Genomic DNA, 18615 nt, shown 5'->3' on the forward strand with positions numbered 1-18615 from the left:
GGATTACTGACGGGTTGTGGACAACCTGTTCCCCCCTGCGGCGACCACCGCGTACTGCTCCCGCACCTCCCGGTAGCGCAGCAGTTCGGCCGCGACGGGTTCCAGCACCCGGGCCCGGCCGCAGCCGGCCGCCGCCTGCCGGAGCCGCCGCTCGGCGTCCTGCCCGTACCGGCGGGCGGGTCCGCGGGCCGTGATCACGCAGGTCCACTCGACCAGCGGCCCGCCCACGATCCCCGCCACCATCAGCATCACGGGCGGCAGCAGGCTCGGTTCCAGCAGTCCGGCGATCTGCCCGACCAGCCACAGCCCGCCGAAGATCTGCAGCAGGGTCATGGCCGCCTGGCCCAGCACGGCGGCCGGCCACCACGCGGGCCGCGGCGGCTTGCCGGTGGGCACGCCCACCGTGACGGCCAGTTCGTCCAGCGCCTCCGGCAGCCGTTCCGCGCCGCGCACCGCGGTCTCGCGGACCGCCTGCGCCCAGGGTTCGGGCAGTCCGGCGGCGGCCTCGTCGGCGACCGTGCGTACGGCCTGCTCCACCCGCTGCCGGGCGGTCACCTCCGCCTCGGGCGGCGGTTCCGGTTCGGCGCCGAAGGTGCGGCCGCCGAGGGCGGCCAGGGCGGCCAGGCCGCCGAGCCGCCGCGGGGCGCGCCGGCTCTCGTACCAGCGCCACAGCCGCAGCCAGGGCGTTCCGCAGGCCTTGCCGGCGTTGCGCCGCCAGGCCCGTTCGGCGGCGAGCCCCGCCGCGTACGCGCCGACCGCCTCGGCCAGCCGGTCCTCGAATTCGGCGCGGGCCGCTTCCCCGATCTCCGGCCCGGCGTGGCCGTCGGCCACGTACAGCGAGCGCAGCCGGGCCGCGGCGCGGTCCACGTCGGCGGAGATCCGCCGGGTGGCGGCGCCCCGCTCCTGGGCGAACTGTCCGAGCAGTTCCCGCAGCTCGCCGACGCCCTCGCCGGTGAGGGCGGACAGCCCGAGCACGGTGGCGCCCGGTTCGCCGTGTTCGCCGAGGGCCATGCCGTCCTCGTCGAGCAGCCGCCGCAGGTCGTCGAGGACCAGGTCGGCGGCCTCGCCGGGCAGCCGGTCGATCTGGTTGAGGACGACGAAGGTGATCTCGGCGTGGCCGGAGAGCGGCCGCAGGTAGCGCTCGTGGAGGACGGCGTCGGCGTACTTCTCCGGGTCGACCACCCAGACCACGGCGTCGACCAGCGCCAGCACCCGGTCCACGTGCGCGCGGTGCTCGCGGACGGCCGAGTCCAGGTCGGGCAGGTCCACCAGGACCACCCCTTGGAGGGATTCGGCGGCGACCGACCCTTCCCGGGGGCGGCGGCGCAGCCGGCCGGGGATCTCCAGCCGGTCCAGCAGCCCGGCCGCCCCGTCCGTCCAGGTGCACGCGATCGGCGCGGCGGTGGTCGGGCGGCGCAGTCCGGTCTCCGAAATCTGCACTCCGGCGAGTGAATTGAAGAGTGTGGACTTGCCGCTTCCGGTGGCACCGGCGATGGCGACGACGGTGTGCTGCGGGGACAGTCCGCGCCGTGCGGCGGCCTCGTCCAGGACCCGGCCGGCTTCGGCGAGGGTCTTGCCGTCGAGGCGGGTGCGGGAGAGGCCGACCAGCTGGCGGAGGGCGTCGAGGCGCATCCGCAGGGCCAGCCCCTCGGGGCTGAGGGGCGGTGCGGCGGGGGTCTTTCCGCCGTCGTTGCCGGCGCCGGAGACGGCGCGGACGAGTGCGTCGTCGGTGCCGTCGTCCTCCTGGTCCCCGTCCTCGGCGACCCGCCGGGCGATCAGCCCGTCGTCCCAGCGGTCGTCCCAGCGGTCGTCGGTGTTCTCGGTGAGGGCGGTCACCCGCGTCACCTCTCCTTCTGCAGTACGGAGAGCGCGGCGATCAGTTCGGCCTGCGGCTCCGGGGTGACTTCGAGTGCGTCGAGGGGGGCGAGGCGGCGGTCGCGTTCGGCCCTGAGCACCTCGTCGAGGTGTTCGCCGACGAGTTCGGCGCCCCGGTCGCGCAGTCGCAGCGCGGCCTGGGCGCCAATGCGCTCGGCGAGTTTCTCGCCGGCCACCCGGGCCCGCTTGCCGCCGAGCAGGGCGGCGACGAGCAGTGCGGCCACCCCGTCGGGGTCGGGCGCGGGCTGCCGGTCGAGCCGGGCGACCTCCTCCTCGGCCAGTTCTTCCAGCACCCGCCGCCAGCGGCGGACGGCCATTCCGATCCGTTCGGCGGCCTCCCGGTCGGGGGCGGGCAGGGTGACGGCTCCGGCGGCGGGTTCCCGCCGCCAGGCCGCGGCGATCCGTTCGTCGGCGGCGGCCACGGCGCACTGGAGGAGGGCGGCGAGGCTTTCGGCGAGGGAGTCGAGCAGTTCGTCGGCGGTGGTGTCGAGGGGGTAGCCGCGCCAGCGGGTGAGGGCGTCGCCGGCGAGGACGGCACCCTGGTTCAGCCGGTTGCGGACCCGCTTGCCCTCCCTCCTGTACGCGTCCTCGACCGCTCCGGTGAGCCGTACGGCGGCGGCGTGCTGGGCGGCGACGGCGGAGGCGAGTGCGGGAATCCGGCGGCGCAGGGAGTCGAGCACTCCGGTCGCAGTACGGGCGACCGCCTGCTGCCGGGCGGCGGGGTCCTGGGTGTGGTGGATGAGCCAGGCGGCCAGCGGGGCGACGGCGGTGGCGGGCAGCAGTCCGCCACCGCCGGCGGATTCGGGCAGCTCGGGCACGGTGAAGCGGGGTACCTCGCCCAGTCCGGCGCGGGTGAGCAGGGCCCCGTACTGGCGGGAGACCTCGGCGAGCACCTGGTGCGGCACCCGGTCGAGCACGATGATCAGGGTGGCCTTGTACTCCTTGGCGGTGCGCAGCAGGTGCCAGGGGACGGCGTCGGCGTAGCGGGAGGCGGTGGTGACCATGACCCAGACGTCGGCGGCGCAGATGAGTTCGGCGGCGAGGTTGCGGTTCTCCACGACGAGGGAGTCGATGTCGGGGGCGTCGAGGAGGGCGAGGCCGCGGGGCAGGGTGCCGACGGTCTCGATGCGCAGTTCGCGGGGGCCGGTGCCGCCGGGCCGCCGGGCGGCGCGCCCGGCCTTCGAGGCCGCGGAGCCGCCCATGGAGGCGCCGCGTGCGCTGCCGGCGAGGCTGCTGCCCTCCTCGTCGAACCGGTCCCCCCACACCCGCATGAGGTCGGGGAGGACCCGCATGCCGGCGAACCAGTGATGATCATCCGGATGGCAGACGAGGACGGGCGTCCTGGTCGTGGGCCGGAGCACCCCTGCCTCGCTGACCTGCCGTCCGACGAGGGAGTTCACCAGGGTGGACTTCCCCGCGCCGGTGGAGCCGCCGATGACGGCGAGGAGCGGGGCCTCGGGGGACTTCAGCCGCGGTACCAGGTAGTCGTCGAGCTGGGCCAGCAGCTCGGCTCTGGTCTGGCGGGCGCGCGGGGCGCCGGGCAGGGGCAGCGGGAGACGCACGGAGGCGACCCGGTCGCGCAGGGCCGAGAGGGCATCGAGCAGCTGAGGCCGAACATCCAAGGTCACCACATGCGAAGAATGCCCGGTTTGAGAGCCTTTTTGAAGCTTATAGGCCCTCTGCGCGCCGACCGCCACTCCGGGCAGTGCGGCGAACGGGTACTCGGGACAGAAGGGGCGACTGGGGCAGGGGCATAACGAGTACACAACACCCGGGGCGCAGCGGCGCAAAAGCGATGCGTGAATCGTATCTGCCTGCGATTATCGGGACCGCTTCACCGAACCTCCACATCGTGGCACGCGGGTGAAGCAACCGGGACAAGGGGAATCGAGCCCTATCCTTGACCCGGCTCACGGTCACCTTCCGGCCCCCGTAGCTCAGTGGATAGAGCAGGTGCCTTCTAAGCACTTGGCCGCAGGTTCGAGTCCTGCCGGGGGCACTTCCTGTCCACCACCCCGAGCCCTCCGCCTACGGAGGGCTTTCGTGCAGGTCAGCGGCACTTTAGCGCGAGCGTCGTAGCGGCGACATAAGCCCCGGCACCGACCCCGGCATGGACGGTGGCAGTCCGGCTGAACCCGGCTTCGGACGACTCTTCACGGCCGTTCTTCCCGAAAACTTCCCGAAGTTCTGCCCCGACCGGTCCGCCTGCGGGGCGACGGCGGGCAGTTCCTGCGGGCCCTCGACGCGCTTCTGGAGGTCGCCCAGCTGGCCGGCGACACACCGGGCATAGGTCGAGAGCAGGACGGGGACGCTGTTGCCCGCCCATGCGGCGACCTGGGCCGGCGGGACACCATTGTTCAGCCAGGTCGTCAGGCAGGTATGCCGCAGGTCGTACACACGCTTGCCGACGGGCGAGGCGTACTTCGGTCCCGATGACGGACGGGGACCGGAGAGGGAACCGGGGACGGGACCGCGGGGACCGGGGACCGGGACGGGGACCGGGACGGGGACCGGGGACCGGGGACGGGGGACGGCGACGGGGGTCCGGTCCCCGGAATCCGCACCGCCCCGTGTCAGCGGCACGCCTCGAACACCCAGCATCCACCACCCACGAACAAGCCCTACTGCACGAGCCGGACACCACCCACCGCCCCGCACAGCCTGTGCGGCCCGCCCAAGAGAAGAACGCCACATTCACGACCAGAACAACCGCGACAATCTGTCCGGCGAGCAGCAAACGTCCATAACCTCAGCCAACAACGGAGCAAGTTGGGACGGAAGCGTAGCTTCCGTCAAACCCGCCCCCGAGGGGGCAGGAGAGGACCTGCCCCAGGGGGCGCAGGTCCTTCCAGCCTCGACCGGGGGCGGATCGAGGCCAGAGTAGGAGGAGAAGCCGCCTGAACGCCGCTGCCGCTGCAGACTCACCGCCCTTGCTCGCACCGCTCGCCACTCAGCAGAACGGACCTCGATCGAGTCCCCTCCCCCGCCACCTTGCACCTCTCCTGAGCAACGCCACGAGGGCCAACGCAACTCAGCGCTGGCCCTCGTGGCATGCCCGCATGCCGTACGGCTAGACCACAGCCCTCGCCCCGAGCGGGCCGGCGCCGATGGCGCCCCGCAAGACGTGGGCGATCTCCTCGGGCTTGAGGTCGATGCTGTCGAGCCCCTCCACGGTCAACGGGATCTCTTCCAGCGCGTATTCGCCGCGTCCCTCGGTGCTGAACTCGGGGCCGGTGCGGTCCTCGAAGGACCACGTCGCGATGCGGGCGAGGTAGAAGAGCTGACGCTCGGTGTCGGACTCCATCGTGTGCAGGAGGCGGATGATGTCGGCCTCTCCCGCGATCTCCTCGTGGATCTCCCGGTGGAGAGCGGCCTCGCGGGACTCGTCGCTCTCCTCGACCCCGCCGCCGGGCAGCACCCAGTACACGGGGATTCCGGGCTTGGTGCGGCGGATGACCAGCATCGTGTCGTCCGCGGTGACGAGGACGGCTCGGACTCGTTCGATCATTTCGCTCTGTCTCCTTGCTTGTTGACGGTCTCAGTGCAGCAGCCAGCCGCCATCGACGTGGACGGATTGCCCAGTGATGAACGATGCCGACGGGCCGACGAGGAACGCCACCAGGGCCGCCACGTCTTCGGGTCGTCCGCGTCGCGGGACGCACTGGCGGTTGATCTGGTCTTCCGGGCGGGCTCGGTGATGCGCGGGGATAGCGGTCTCCGCTTCCACCTCGATGGCGCCGGGCAGGACCGTGTTGACGCAGATGCCGTACGGGCCGAGCTCGCGGGCCAGGGAACGGGTGAGGCCCAGGAGGCCCGCCTTGGCGGTGCTGTAGGCGACGAGGTTGGTGCGGCCGGCGCGGGCGTTGACGCTGCCGATGTTCACGATCCGGCCCCAGCGGCGTTCGATCATGCCGGGGGTCAGGGCGTGGCACGTGCGGTAGTGGGCGGTGAGGTTCACGTCGAGGGAGTAGTTCCAGGCGGCTTCGTCGGTGTCCTGCCAGGGGACGCGGGGGTAGGAGCCGGCGTTGTTGACGAGGATGTCGACGGGGCCGATCTCGGCGCGGACGAGTTCGGCCATGGTCTGGACGGCGGTGGGGTCGGTCAGGTCGGCGTTCACCGCGATGCCGAGGCTTCCGTCGCGCTCGAAGGCGGCGAGGAGGGCGTGGGCGTCGGGGTCCTGGCCGAGGTGGTTGACGGCGACGGTGGCTCCGGCGGCGGCGAGGGCCCGTCCGATCTCGGCGCCGATGCCGGTGGCTCCGCCGGTGACGAGGGCGTTTCGGCCCTGGAGGGGTCGGGCCTGGAGGGGGATCTCAAGCAGGGGCAGGGACATGGCTGCTCCGTTCACCGGGGTTGGGGTGAGGTGCCTGCGTGGTGGTGAAGAACGTGTCGAGGGTCGCGAGCGGGTCCTGGCTTTCGGCGAGCTTGATCAGCACGAGCAAGAGGTCGTGTCCGGTCAGCCGGGCTGCCGGAATGACGCCGAGGATGCGCAGGGCGAGGAAGGCGTGGATCTCCTCCAGGGCGGTGCCGCCCTCACCCCGGAGACCGTCCAGGGCTCGGGTGATGGCCGCGCCGCGGCCGGGGCCGGTGTTCCAGGAGTACCGGACGTCGATGTGGCGGCTGCTCTCGTGGAGCTCCAGGTGTTCGATGCGGGGGCGGGTCTGTGGCGGGAGGGCGAGGCGGAGGGTGCAGGCGTACACGTCGGGTTGGTAGTCGGGGACGAGCCAGCCGCCCAGGGCCATCAAGTACCAGAGCAGGTTGGCGGCTTCGCCTACGGCGGTGTTGCGGCCGGCGAACCCGAAGTCGAGCCAGCACACCGGATCGGCGATGTTGGGCTCCGTCGGGTCGCCCTGTGTCAGACCGGCCAGCCAGCGGCGGTCGGGGGCCAAGGCGTGGCGGAGGCTGTCGATGATGTCGGCGACGTTCAGCGTCAGCTCCCTACCGTTGGCGGTGAGGGTGAAGTCGGCCAGCTCCCGGAGGGTGAGGACCGTACCGGTGTGGGGCAGCGCGATCGGCAGGTCACGGCGCAGGTACCAGCGATCCAGCCGGCCGCCGGGGCGGATCCGGTCGAGGTAGAGGTCCGGAACGCAGTCGGCCAGAGGCATGCGATTCCCGGTCTCCTCAGCCGCCGCCCGCAGGTCAGCGCAGACGCCTTCCACCAGGCGGTCCAGGCGGGGCAGCACGGCCGGGTCCCGGTCGGCCAGGGCGATGACGTCGCCCATCAGCAGCTCGCACCGGCCGGTGGCGAAGACGTCCTCGTAGGCGAGGAGCTGCCTGTCCGGGAGAAGGAGCTGCCCGTGAAGGGCCGGAACCGAGATGCGGGGAGCGAGCTGCGCCCATCCCTTCGCCTCGGTGGCACCCTGTTCGCGGCTTGCCGTCGCCTTGTGGAAGGTGGCCGCTGGGGCCAGGGGCAGCTGGCCGCCCGCGCTCACCGGGCTGTCCCCGGCAGCGTGTCCAACCAGGTCTGGAGGACTACGGCCGCGAGCGTCTCGGCGGCGGGGTGCTCGGTTCGGGCGGTGGTGACCAGGTTCATGTCCTGCCGCTTGGCGTCGAGGAGCACCGTGAGGGCGTCGCCGTCGGAGGGGCAGTCGATCCCTATGAAGCGGAGCTGGATCTTCGCGAGCAGCGCGGTGACCTTGTAGAGGTCGCGGAGGTCGGGTGCCCCCTTGAGGAGCTGGCGGCGGATCTCGATGGCTGCCTGGATGCCGTCGCATCGACGTCTGTGGCGGCGTCGGGCGCGGGCAGGGCCAGGCCGGGGGCGGACCACAGCGGGACCAGGGCTCCGCTGCCGAGGAGTGCGAGGACGTGGAGGAGCCGGGAGGTCACGGCGCCGGCCCTGCACTCGGCCCGGGTCAGCACGGTCAGGCCGAGCTTGACCCCGCCGAGTTCGGCCTCCAGCTCCGCGAGGATCTGGCGCATCCCGTGGAGGGAGGACGCATCGGCTACGACGAAGACGTCGAGGTCGCTCCAGCCGTGCTGGTACTTGCCCCGGGCGCCGCTGCCGGTGACGGCCAGCAGGTCGATCAGCGGGCTGCCTGGACCACCTCGTCTGGCCGGCCGACTCCGGAGCATGACCACTGCGGTCCCGCGGCAGGCGGTACGGGCTCCACCGGCAACGGGTCGGGCAGCGGCACCTCAGCGGCGGCCCGTTCATGAAGCAGGCCGACACGGGTGAAGGACTGTTCCAGTGTGACCGCGTGTCCCTCAGCGCCTCCTTGTACGAAGCCGCCGTGCGATCGGGCCATGCCCGCGACACGGGTCCGTTCACTCCTGAGGAAGGGATCCAAGGCGAGACGGTCGTGGCCGGAGTAGACGGCCAGCGAGAACACCTGCCACCATCCCTCCAACTCGGGATCCATCGACGGTCTCCCGGACCAGAAGTTGGACGGATCGGACCGGAAGTGATCGTGGGCACGGACCGCGATAAGGCGGTGCCGCAGCTCAGCCAGCTCATCCGCGACCACCCTGGCGGCGGCCTCGGAGGGCAGGTACGCCCAGTACTGAACACCCCACGCGGGCGGCGATCCGAGAGTCATGGCCCGATCATGCATCACAGCTCCGGCTCGCCCCCGAGAGGTACCGCACCAGACATCAAGGTGCCGTCCGGGGCAAGGCGATACGTCGTGCCGCGCACGCGCTGAGCCGCCTCCTCCAGGTCAGCCTGCCGTTGCGCGAGGTCCCGGCCAGCCAGTTCCGTGAGGCGGAAGCCGTGGAGCCGGAGCTCGTCCGCGTCGATGTCGTCGGGGGCCGGCCAGCCTTCCAGGATGAAGCCGAAGAATGCGCGGAGCGCTTCTTCTCCCAGTTCGAGTGGGTGGAAGGGCAGCGGATACGGTGTCTCGTCCTCCCAGTCCGGGTCCATCTCCACCGGGTGGTCACCGGCCCAGTACGGAGCCTCGAAGGGGAACGGCTTGCCGATGTCCTCGATGACGCCGCTGTCAGGCGACAGGCTCAGCGAGCGGACGAGCTGGCCATTCTCCCAGACCGCGAAGGCGAGCCAGTCCACCACACTGTGCATCGCGTGCAGGACCATCCTCCGTCCGGCACTCGCCGCGACCAGGTGCCCGGGCAGCTGCGACGGACGGTCGATCATCAGGCGCCGGTCACAGACGATGTCCACGCCCGGGAAGCTCGCGGCGTAGGTGAGTCCGTCAGCGGGGTAGGTGCCCTCACCCAGAATCTCGCCCTCCGCAGCCTCCATGCCCCAGCCCGGATACAGCCGCCCGACGAGCTCGGTCGTCTCCGCGATGCCGGCTGCGGTCACCTGACGCAGGGCGGCCGGGATGTCCCCGTCCCCGTACGCCAGTAGGCCTGTCTTGGCTCCCACGAGCACCCTCCCGCCCTCGAATTCATACGGGATGGACGCTAGCCGCAGCCACTGACAGCGCAGGTGGAGGCCGCGGGGCCGGACGGGGGTTTCCCGAGAACGCCGGAACGGTTCGGCGACTGCTCGGGGGCCGCAGCCGTTCGTGCAGGTCAGGGGTATATCGCCCGTGCATACACCAGGTGCCTTCTAAGCACTTGGCCGCAGGTTCGAGTCCTGCCGGGGGCACCAGCCTGTGACCTCACGGGCCCACAGGCCGGCGCGCCGGGTGGCCGTACTCGTTCAGAGGATCTCGGCGGTCTGGTAGAGCCGCTGGTCGGCGGCCTCGGAGCGGACCTCGTCGATCAGCTGGTCCATGTGGCGGTCGATGTCCGCCGACGGGAGCTTCTCGTGGGCCGGCCGGTCCGCCGCCTCCAGGGCGAGCGGCTCCGCGACGCCGGGGCCCAGCGCTTCGAAGACCCGTTCGGCCGCCGAGTCCAGGGTCGCGAGGACCCATTCGTCAAGGTCGGTACCCAGCCGTTCGGCCGCCTTGAGCCAGTGGTCGAAACGTTCCGCCGGAACGGCGAGCTGCCGCCGCGGGGCCGGCCGGTCGCGCAGGGCGTCCTCGCCGCCCCGGGCCTCGCGCAGGGCGGACCGGAGCTTCTTGGTCGTCCACTTGCACTCCTCGGCCCGGGTGAGCCACTGGTCCTGCTCCTCCACCGGCAGCGAGGCCACCTCGGCGTGGTGCTGGAACGTCAGCTTGGCCCGCCGTCGGCCCATCTCGAACCGGCGGGCTATCCAGGCGTAGTTGCGCAGCGTCTGGTAGCGCAGGCCCACGGCCTGGATGCCCTGCTGGTACCGGTCGCCGTAGTGGTCCTTGCCGTACGCCAGCCAGTCGCCCAGCCACCACGAGGAGGAGTCCACGACGCCGGCCAGCTGACGGCCGGCCCGCTGCCACTCCTCGAAGGTGAAGACGACGGGCAGTTGCAGGCCCACTCTTGTCGTGAGCACCTGTTCGGTTCCGGGCTGACCTCTGCGCATGGTGCGCTGCGGGGGAATCAGCCTCGACACCTGCGGACCGGGACGGTGGGGGGCTGTCGTCCCGACACCGGTGTTGTTGGCCAAGTTCACGTGCACGACCTCATTTCAGCCGACTATGTGCGCGCTGGAGAGCACATCATTTTCCGCCAGGCCTAATGCGGTGAAGGGTGGTGTTGATACCTTGTCAAGTTCCCTCAACAGAAGATCGAGTGCGTTTCTAGGCCACCCTCTCCAGCATGCGCCGACGGCGTTCCCGGGTGAAGTCGATGGTGTTGGTCTGGGCGTGCCGGTCGGTGAGATAACGCAGGACGGCGAGCACCCTGCGGTTGTCCCCCGGGCTGCCCGGGATGTTCAGCTTGTCGAAGACCGCCGCGACCCGCTTCTCCACCGTTCCGGCGGAAACGATCAGCCGGTCGGCTATGGCGCTGTTGGTACGGCCCTGAGCCATCAGGGACAGCACCTCCAGCTCCCGCTCGCTGAGCAGGCCGAGCCCCGAGGCCGGCCCGTCGGCCGGCCGGGCGGTGGCGCCCGCCGCCAGCGCGCCCACCATCCGGGGGTCGACGACGGTGCCGCCGCGGGCGACCTGGGAGAGGGCGCCCATCAGCTCGTCGGTGTCGGTCATCCGGTCCTGGAGGAGATAGCCCAGACCCGCGCCGTCCCCGGAGAACAGGCGGGCCACGTGCTGCGGTTCGGGCGCCGAGGAGAAGAGCAGGACGCCGGTGCCCGGGTGGTCGTCGCGCGCGGCGAGCGCCGCGTCCACGCCCTCGTCGTTCCAGGTCGGCGCGAGCCGGACGTTGGCGATGACCACGTCGGGCCGGTGGCTGTTGACGAGGGCGGGCAGGACACGGGCGTCGTGGACCGCCGCCGCCAGCTCATGGCCCCGGTCACCGAGCACGTGAGCGAGGCCCGCCCGCAGGATCGCGGAGCCTTCGGCAATGACAAGACGCATGGTTGATCACTTCCTTTGGCCATGGCCGGGATCGGGGAGTCAGCGCCGCCGGTACATTTCGGCGGTGAGAAAGGCGAGTTCGAGGGACTGAGTACGGTTCAGCCGCGGATCGCAAGCCGATTCATAGCGATCCGTCAGGTCGCCGAAACGCACTCGGGCTCCTCCGCCCACGCACTCGGTGACGTCATCTCCGGTGAACTCCAGGTGGATTCCGCCGGGATGTGTACCGAGGCTCCGATGCACCTCGAAGAATCCCGTGACCTCGTCGACGATGTCGTCGAAATGGCGCGTCTTGTGTCCGGACGGCGCCTGGAAGGTATTGCCGTGCATGGGGTCGCAGACCCACCCCACGGTGGCGCCTTCCACCGTCGCCCGCTCGACCAGCGCGGGGAGCCGGTCGCGCACCGTGCCGGCGCCCATGCGGACGACGAAGGTGAGCCGGCCGGGCTCGCGCTCCGGGTCGAGCTTGTCGATCAGGGCCATGACCGTGTCCGGGCTGGTGGCCGGGCCCAGCTTCACCGCGATCGGATTGGCGATCCTGGAGAAGTAGTCGATGTGCGGGCCGTCGATGTCGCGGGTGCGCTCCCCGACCCACAGCAGGTGGCCGCTGGAGGCGTACGGGCGGCCGGTGGCGTGGTCGACCCGGGTGAGCGACTGCTCGTACTCCAGCAGCAGCCCTTCGTGGCTGACGAAGAACTCGACGGCGTGCATCGCCTGCTCGTCGCTGCCGCAGGCGCGCATGAAGTTGAGGGCCTGGTCGATCTGCTCGACCAGGCGGGCGTAGCGGGCGCCCACGGGTGAGTTCCGGACGAAGTCCTGGTTCCAGCTGTGCGCCTGGTGCAGGTCGGCGTCGCCGCCCGTGGTGAAGGCCCGCACCAGGTTCACCGTGGAGGCCGCCGCCTGGTACATGCGCAGCATGCGGCCCGGGTCCGGGATGCGCTGGGTCCGGGTGAAGTCGAAGCCGTTGACGGCGTCGCCGCGGTAGGCGGGGAGGGTGATGCCGTCCCGGGTCTCGGTCGGCTGGGAGCGCGGCTTCGCGTACTGGCCGGCCATCCGGCCCATCTTGACCACCGGCACGCTGCCCGCGTAGGTGAGGACGAGCGCCATCTGCAGCAGGGTGCGCACCTTGGCCTGGACGGCGGATGCCGTGATGTCGGCGAAGGTCTCGGCGCAGTCGCCGCCCTGGAGCAGGAACGCTTCGCCCCGGGCCACCGCTGCCATCCGCTGCTTGAGCGTCTCGCACTCGCTCGGGGAGACCAGCGGCAGGGCCGCGTTCAGCTGCCCCCGGACCACATCCACGGCCGAGTGGACCGGCCAGTCGGGCTGCTGGGCGGCGGCGCGCTGCTCGGCGGTCCAGAGCCGGGTGTCGCTCGGGTCGACGACGGGCGGCGCGGACACCCCCTCGCGGGATGCGCCCAGAACCTGCTCCGCTGCCGTTGCTTCGATTACGGTCGTCATCTTCCGCTGTCTCCCATGAATGAGTCGGCTTCGGGTACCGAGTGGATGGCAGGTAGACGTCAGCCGAGGGCCGGGACGGCGGCGGTGACGGGGGCTCTCCGGACGCCGAGCCGCTGGTCGAGCAGGCCGGCCAGGTCGGTCAGGGTGTGCGTGCCGGCGAACTCGTTGATGGAGACGTGCCGGTCCAGCGCGATCACCAGACGGGCGGCGGCCCGTGAGGTGCCGCCGATCTCGAAGAAGTTGTCGGTGCGCTGGATCCGGTTCACCGGCACCCCGAGCACATCGGCCCAGAGGCGGGCCAGCCGGCGCTCGCTGTCGGTGCCGGGGCGGTTGCCGCCCTCGGTCCACCCGCGTGCCTCGCGCCGCTGTCGGCCGCCGGCCGCGTAGCCGTGCTCGTCCGTGTCGTCACTCATGTACGTCGCCTCCACCAGGGATCGTGTCTCTGCCTGAGCCGACGGCCGGCTCCACGTCTTCATGGGGAAGACATTAGGGAGCGGTCTTATCAGGCGAATATCGGTCTTCTTCTGGTGGAAGTCCTGCGGTAATGGCCCGCCGGCTGGGAGAGGCCGCGGGCAGCGCGTCGAGTGACGCGCAGAAGGACCGCCGGGCGTGGCCCGGCGGATGTCCCTCACAGCGTGGATGGTGCGTCGGGAAGGGAGAAGGATCAGGGGAAAAGGGACAGGGAGAAGGAATGCGGGGAGGGCGGGGGATCCCTGGCGGGATTTAGTCGACGCCCTCCAGGAGGCGCTGCATGGCGCCGACCCGGTTGCTCAGCTCGGCGACCTCGGTGCGCAGCTCGCGCTGCAGGTTGGCGGCGGTGCTGTCCGCCGTACGCCGTTCCCGCATGAGGCCGTTGGAGAGCCAGATGAGGCTCGTGACCACGAGGGTGGTGCTGGCCAGGAGCGCCGAGCCGGCGATGACCGATCCTGCCGTGGAATCCATGATGATGCCCTCTCCTTGAATGCCTGGGGGTATATCCGAAATTACGCGCCCGCGCGCGCGTGCACCATGGAGGAAAACCTCCGTCTTGTGCGGTGTGCCCCGCAGCAGAAAGCCCCCCGCGGCGACCCGTGTTGCACAGGTGGATCGCCACGAGGGGCGCGGCTGCGACGGAACGGATCAGCTATCGGCCGCCTGGAGGGCGACCGCCGGGGCGAGTTCCCGCTCGGCGCGTCGCTGGATGATGGAGTCGGCGATCTCACCGCTGCGAACGGCGATGTTCGACAGCAGGGACGAGGTCAGGCCGTGCGTGTGTTCGGTGCCTCCTTGGAGGTAGATGCCGATGGGCAGGTCCGGGGTGGTGACCAGGCGGTAGTCGCGCTCCACCCGGTGGCGTCCCGCCTCGTCGCGGAGGCAGAAGCGGTCGAGGTCGCCGAGCAGGCGGCTGGGGTCCAGGGCGTCGTAGCCGGTGGCGAAGACGATCGCGTCGACGTCGAGCTCCGGCGGCTCGCCCTCGAGCTGGGACACGAGGTGGACGCGGGTCTCGGACCCGTGGTGCGAGACCGAGCTGACCTTGGTCAGGTTGCGGAAGTGCAGCCGCTTGTCGTCCCGTACCTCTTCCTCGTACTGGATCTGGTAGAGCTCCCGGATGACGGAGTCGTCGACCACCCCGTAGTTGGTGTTCTTGTGGTAGCGCCAGAAGGCGTCCCGGGCCCGCTCGGTCCCGAAGTAGTACTCGTCGACGGCTCCGGCGTCGAACACCTCGTTGGCGAAGGGGGTGTCGTCGGCGACCGAGTATCCGTACGAGGGCATGATCGCGGTGACCTGTGCGTGCGGGAGCCGCTCGTACAGGAACTTGGTGATCTCCGCCGCGCTCTGGCCGGCGCCGACGACCGCCACCCGCTTCAGCGCACCCGGATCCGCCTGGCCGTACTTGGCGAGGAACTCCGAGCTGTGCCAGACCCGTTCGTGCCGTTCTATGCCGTCGGGCATGCGTGGGACGAGGCCGGTCGAGATGACGACGTTGCGCGCGTTGACCGTCCGGGTCCCGCCGGCCTCGTTGCCGACGTCGATCTGGAGGTACTCGGGTGAGCCGTGGACGGCTTCCGGCGGGAGCCTGATGCCGGTGACCGCCGAACTGTAGGTGACGACGTTGCTGAGGCTCGACTCGGCCCATTCCAGGTACTGGTGGAACTCGGCGCGGGTCGGGAAGAAGTCCTGCCGGTTGACGAACTGGGCGAGCCGGCCGGAGGCGTGCAGGAAGGAGACGAAGCTGAACCGCGACACGGGGTTGCGGAAGGTGACGAGGTCCTTGAGGAAGGAGATCTGCATCGTCGCCGACGGCAGCAGCATGTTGCGGTGCCATCCGAACCGGGGCTGGCGCTCGAAGAACGCCGAGGTGATCGGGTTCGTGAGGACGTTCGCGCGATGCTCTTCCAGGGAGATGGCGAGGGACAGGTTGGACGGACCGAAGCCGATGCCGACCACGTCGTAGATCTCGTGTTCGCGAGCACTCATGGATATCTCTCCCACTGGCGTAAGTGTGACGGGTGATGGAATTCCGGCGTCCGTGACGCCGGCCGGGTGCGGTATCAGGCCGTGGCCCGGTGACGGATCTCCTGCGTGGTGCACTTGACGCTGCCGCCCGCCTTGAGCAGTTCGGACAGGTCGATGCCGACCGGCTCGAACCCGTGGGCGCGCAGCTGCTCGGCCAGTCCGGTCGCGGTCTCCGGCAGGTAGACGTGCCGGCCGTCGGATACGGCGTTGAGGCCGAAGGCCTCCGCGTCCTCGTCGCCGACGAGGATCGCGTCGGGGTAGAGCTCGCGCAGGACGGCGAGGCTCTCCTCGGAGAAGGCGCCGGGGTAGTACATGACCTCGGTGTCGGAGAGCGCGGCCAGCGCCACGTCGAGGTGGTAGAAGCGGGGGTCGACCAGGGTGAGGCTGACCACCGGGACACCGAGGACCTTCTCGGCCTCGGCGTGGGCCCGCGGATCGGTACGGAAGCCGGTGCCCGCCAGCACGGTCCGCCCGACGACGATGTAGTCGCCCTCGGCCTCGTTGACGTACTCGGCGGAGGCCACCTCGGCGTAGCCGTGGGAGGTGTACCAGCGGTGGTAGGCCGGGGCCTCGGCGGCGCGCTCCCGGTGGCGGAATCTGGCGATCAGCACCTTGTCGTCGACCACGGTCGCGCCGTTGGCGGCGAAGACCATGTCCGGCAGCCCTTCGAGGGGTTCGACGAGGTCGACGGTGTGGCCGTGCTCCAGGTACAGCCGGCGCAGGTTGTCCCACTGCTCGATGGCCAGGTCGGTGTCGACCGGCTTGTCGGGGTCCATCCACGGGTTGATCGCGTAGTTGACGTCGAAATACGTCGGACGGCACATCAGGTAGTGGCGGGGCGTGGCCTGACGGGCGGTCTGGGGCTGGGACAAGGGAATTCTTCCTCTCGGTATGGGGACTCCCGTGAAGCCGGGTGGCTGGCTCTCGTTCTCTCTCACGAAGCTATCGGGCGGGCTTTTTCTTTCGTTATCGATGGCTTTTCGCTGTTTCGGCCGCTCAGGCGGCGTCGCGCTCGATGGGGCAGCTCATGCAGCGGGGGCCGCCGCGGCCGCGGCCGAGCTGGTCTCCCCTGATCTCCAGCACCTCGATGCCGTTCTCCCGGAGCATCCGGTTGCTGTTCTCGTTGACCTCGTAGGCGATGACGGTGCCGGGGGCGACGGCCAGCAGGTTGCAGCCGTCGTTCCACTGCTCGCGTTCGGCGGCGTATGCGCTCTGCCGGGTCTGCAGGACCCGGACTCCGGCCAGGCCGAGCGCATCGCCGATCGTGTCGAAGAGGTCCTTGTTCTCGGTGACGTCCGGGACCTGGTGGTTGCCCGGGGTCAGCGTCCAGGACCGCAGCTGGCGCCGGTCCAGTCCGGTGAACAGCGTGAACGCGTCCCGGTCCACCATGGTCAGCACGGTGTCGAGGTGCATGAACGCACGGGCCTTGGGCAGTTCCAGGGCGATCACCCGGTCCGCGGAGCCGGTCCGGAAGAGCCGGCGGGCCAGGTGCTCCACGCCGGCGGGGGTGGTGCGCTCGCCGAGTCCGATGAGGACGGTGCCGTTGCCTAGGACCAGGACGTCGCCGCCCTCGATCGCGGCCGGGGCCATCGCCTCGCCGTCGATCCAGCGGTGCGCGCCGGATTCCGCGAACATGGGGTGGAAGGTGTAGATCGCCTCGTAGTTGACGGTCTCGCGCTTGCGCCCGGACTTCATCATCGGGTTGACGGAGACTCCGTCGTAGACCCAGCAGCTGGTGTCGCGGGTGAAGAGCGAGTTGGGCAGCGGTGCGAGGACGAAGTCCTCGTCGGACATCAGGTCCAGCCCGAGGGAGCGGACGCCGTGCGGCCGGCGCTCTCCCAGGGCCTCGACCAGCTCCCGCTTGTTCAGCCCGCCGAGGAGGTGGGCGGCCAGCTCGTCCGGGCCCATGGCGGTCAGGACCTGACCGGTCAACCGGGCGAGGGCGGGGCCCAGGTGGGGCTGCCGGTCGTCCAGGATGCGCTCCAGGACGAAGGCGACGGCCTGCTCGTCCTTGACGGTTTCCGCGAGCAGGTCGTGCAGCAGGTGGACGGTGACCCCTCGGTCGCGCATGACCTGCTGGAAGGCCCGGTGTTCGGCCTGGGCCCTGGACACCCACACGACGTCGTCGAAGAGCAGCTCGTCCTTGTTGGACGGGGTCAGCCGTTCGAACGCCAGGCCCGGTTCGTGCAGGATCACCTGTTTCAGTACACCGATCTCAGAATCCACATGGAACATGTTCTCTCCTGACTTCGACACGGAGCAGTGACGACTCCGCTGCCGAAGCTATGGGCAGGGGTTTCCCTTTCGGTATCGAATGGTTTTCGGCCGCCCCGCCCGCCGGTTGGCCGGATCCGTGAAGTCGCAGCGATAACGATTCAAAAAGACGCGTGGCTAGTGTTCTCGGCAGATGAAACAACCCGCCGCCGAGAGGACGGATTCAAAATGTTCGTTCCGCCGCAATACAAGGAGCCAGCCGGTTCGTGGATGGTAGACCTGATCCGCAACAATCCGCTGGCGCTGCTCGTCCACAATGGAAGCCCCTTCACCGGCCCGTTCGCCACCCATCTTCCGGTCATTCCGGATCCGGAGATGAACGGTGACTGGGCCCCCGACCTGAAGGGCGCCACGCTCCTCGGGCACATGAACCGGTCGAATCCCCACTGGTCCGCGCTGGAGGCCGGCGAAGTGGGACTGCTGACCTTCACCGGTCCGCACGGCTACGTCTCGCCGACCGTGTACGGCAAGACGCAGGCCGCTCCCACCTGGAACTTCACCTCGGTGCACGTGCGTGGCACGATCCAGAAGATCGACTCGCCGGGCCCGTCCGAGGACACCCTCGAGGTGGTGACGTCCACCGTGAAGGCCTTCGAGGCCGACTTCGGCACGGACTGGGACATGTCCGAGTCGATCAACTACTTCCGCAAGATCCTGCCGGATGTCGGAGCGTTCCGCTTCACCGTGAGCGGCGCCGACGGAATGTTCAAACTGAGCCAGGAACAGGCGCCCGAAATCCGCGACCGCGTCTACGAGTCGTTCAGTGCCCGTGACTGTGCCCGCCATCGCGCGGCGGCCTCGCTCATGGCGAGCCTCCCGTGAGCAGCGCGCACGGCGAGACGCGGCAGTTCTCCCCGAACTTCGACATGGGGGTCCGCAGCGCGGCCCTGCTCGTGTCCCGGATGATCGCGGCCCGCCTGGTCGAATTCGTCGACCGACGCAGATCCGGCAGGTCGCGGTGAATACCGGGGGAATCCTGGGGAGTTTTTCCCACTCCGCCCATGCGGTCTTCTACAGGAACCGCAAGATCGCATTTCACCTGACCGTCGAGTGCGAGCGGCGCCTTCCCGTACACGGCACCACCATCCGCGACCTGCACAGCGCACGCGTCGCTTCGTCCAGTCCATTCAGAGGAGGAATGTCATGACGGCCATCACGGCTACCGGTCTTCGCAAGGCGTACGGGGAGCACAAGGTCCTCGACGGTGTGGATCTGCACATCCCGC

General features: G+C 70.2%; 17 protein-coding genes, 2 tRNA genes and 2 pseudogenes. 4 read left to right on the forward strand and 17 right to left on the reverse strand.

The genetic code is table 11. The annotated features are described in order from the left end of the window. Positions 1–3: 3 nt before the first annotated feature. Entirely contained in the window at positions 4–1836 is a 1833-nt protein-coding gene (locus tag AB0447_RS29905; protein ID WP_366479976.1) for a GTPase, read from the reverse strand. Positions 1837–1841: 5 nt separating this feature from the next. Further along, entirely contained in the window at positions 1842–3497 is a 1656-nt protein-coding gene (locus AB0447_RS29910) for a dynamin family protein (protein ID WP_366479957.1), read from the reverse strand. Between the two features lie 304 nt (positions 3498–3801). Here AB0447_RS29910 and AB0447_RS29915 point away from each other — a divergent pair. Beyond that, positions 3802–3874, forward strand: a tRNA-Arg gene (locus AB0447_RS29915). 221 nt (positions 3875–4095) lie between these two features. Here the strand turns inward: AB0447_RS29915 and AB0447_RS29920 are convergent. The 7 genes and pseudogenes from AB0447_RS29920 to AB0447_RS29950 form a co-directional block, all read right to left on the reverse strand. Continuing rightward, positions 4096–4296, reverse strand: a pseudogene (locus tag AB0447_RS29920) (site-specific integrase); the annotation flags it as partial. Positions 4297–4945: 649 nt separating this feature from the next. Then, the gene (locus AB0447_RS29925) at positions 4946–5383 is read right to left on the reverse strand and encodes an NUDIX domain-containing protein (RefSeq protein ID WP_366479958.1); all 438 of its coding nucleotides are present in this window, start codon (positions 5381–5383) and stop codon (positions 4946–4948) included. A 30-nt stretch (positions 5384–5413) separates the two neighbouring features. Continuing rightward, positions 5414–6205, reverse strand: a complete 792-nt coding sequence (fabG, locus tag AB0447_RS29930) for a 3-oxoacyl-ACP reductase FabG (RefSeq protein WP_366479959.1) — start codon at positions 6203–6205, stop codon at positions 5414–5416. Next, a complete protein-coding gene (locus AB0447_RS29935; RefSeq protein ID WP_366479960.1) occupies positions 6186–7304 on the reverse strand; it encodes a hypothetical protein in 1119 nt (372 codons plus the stop codon). The genes fabG and AB0447_RS29935 overlap by 20 nt, the downstream gene beginning before the upstream one ends. Continuing rightward, complete coding sequence (locus AB0447_RS29940) at positions 7301–7639, reverse strand: hypothetical protein (RefSeq protein ID WP_366479977.1); 339 nt, start codon at positions 7637–7639, stop codon at positions 7301–7303. The genes AB0447_RS29935 and AB0447_RS29940 overlap by 4 nt, the downstream gene beginning before the upstream one ends. A 200-nt stretch (positions 7640–7839) precedes the next feature. Next, positions 7840–7944 (reverse strand): annotated as a pseudogene (locus AB0447_RS29945) (hypothetical protein); the annotation flags it as partial. 478 nt (positions 7945–8422) lie between these two features. Further along, positions 8423–9196 carry a hypothetical protein gene (locus tag AB0447_RS29950; RefSeq protein WP_366479961.1) on the reverse strand — a complete coding sequence of 258 codons (774 nt, stop codon included), beginning with the start codon at positions 9194–9196 and terminating at the stop codon, positions 8423–8425. Between the two features lie 146 nt (positions 9197–9342). Between AB0447_RS29950 and AB0447_RS29955 the strand changes: the two genes are divergently transcribed. Then, positions 9343–9424 (forward strand) — tRNA-Arg (locus AB0447_RS29955). Positions 9425–9475: 51 nt separating this feature from the next. Here AB0447_RS29955 and AB0447_RS29960 read toward each other — a convergent pair. From AB0447_RS29960 to AB0447_RS29995, 8 genes are all read right to left on the reverse strand, one after another. Further along, positions 9476–10183: an LmbU family transcriptional regulator gene (locus AB0447_RS29960; protein WP_366479962.1), complete on the reverse strand. Its 708-nt coding sequence runs from the start codon at positions 10181–10183 to the stop codon at positions 9476–9478. Between the two features lie 247 nt (positions 10184–10430). Beyond that, positions 10431–11162 carry a response regulator transcription factor gene (locus AB0447_RS29965; protein ID WP_366479963.1) on the reverse strand — a complete coding sequence of 244 codons (732 nt, stop codon included), beginning with the start codon at positions 11160–11162 and terminating at the stop codon, positions 10431–10433. A gap of 39 nt (positions 11163–11201) precedes the next feature. After that, a complete protein-coding gene (locus AB0447_RS29970; protein WP_366479964.1) occupies positions 11202–12620 on the reverse strand; it encodes a class II 3-deoxy-7-phosphoheptulonate synthase in 1419 nt (472 codons plus the stop codon). 59 nt (positions 12621–12679) lie between these two features. Next, on the reverse strand, positions 12680–13033 hold the full coding sequence (locus tag AB0447_RS29975; protein ID WP_366479965.1) for a phosphopantetheine-binding protein: 354 nt from the start codon (positions 13031–13033) through the stop codon (positions 12680–12682). Positions 13034–13343: 310 nt separating this feature from the next. Further along, a complete protein-coding gene (locus tag AB0447_RS29980; protein ID WP_366479966.1) occupies positions 13344–13562 on the reverse strand; it encodes a hypothetical protein in 219 nt (72 codons plus the stop codon). A 177-nt stretch (positions 13563–13739) separates the two neighbouring features. Next, positions 13740–15077 (reverse strand): SidA/IucD/PvdA family monooxygenase, encoded by a 1338-nt coding sequence (locus AB0447_RS29985; RefSeq protein ID WP_366479967.1) that lies wholly within the window; start codon positions 15075–15077, stop codon positions 13740–13742. Positions 15078–15151: 74 nt separating this feature from the next. Further along, positions 15152–15988 carry a dimethylargininase gene (gene ddaH, locus AB0447_RS29990; RefSeq protein ID WP_366479968.1) on the reverse strand — a complete coding sequence of 279 codons (837 nt, stop codon included), beginning with the start codon at positions 15986–15988 and terminating at the stop codon, positions 15152–15154. A gap of 124 nt (positions 15989–16112) precedes the next feature. After that, the gene (locus tag AB0447_RS29995; RefSeq protein ID WP_366479969.1) at positions 16113–17351 is read right to left on the reverse strand and encodes an arginine deiminase; all 1239 of its coding nucleotides are present in this window, start codon (positions 17349–17351) and stop codon (positions 16113–16115) included. A gap of 27 nt (positions 17352–17378) precedes the next feature. Here AB0447_RS29995 and AB0447_RS30000 point away from each other — a divergent pair, with 27 nt between their 5' ends. Together AB0447_RS30000 and AB0447_RS30005 are read left to right on the forward strand one after the other, a co-directional pair. Beyond that, positions 17379–18212, forward strand: coding sequence for an FMN-binding negative transcriptional regulator (locus AB0447_RS30000; protein ID WP_366479970.1), 834 nt, complete (start codon positions 17379–17381; stop codon positions 18210–18212). Continuing rightward, positions 18209–18352, forward strand: coding sequence for a hypothetical protein (locus AB0447_RS30005; RefSeq protein ID WP_366479971.1), 144 nt, complete (start codon positions 18209–18211; stop codon positions 18350–18352). The genes AB0447_RS30000 and AB0447_RS30005 overlap by 4 nt, the downstream gene beginning before the upstream one ends. The last annotated feature ends 263 nt before the right edge of the window (positions 18353–18615 follow it).

The sequence above is a fragment of the Streptomyces sp. NPDC051211 genome (genome assembly GCF_040689505.1).
Classification (GTDB): Bacteria; Actinomycetota; Actinomycetes; order Streptomycetales; family Streptomycetaceae; genus Streptomyces.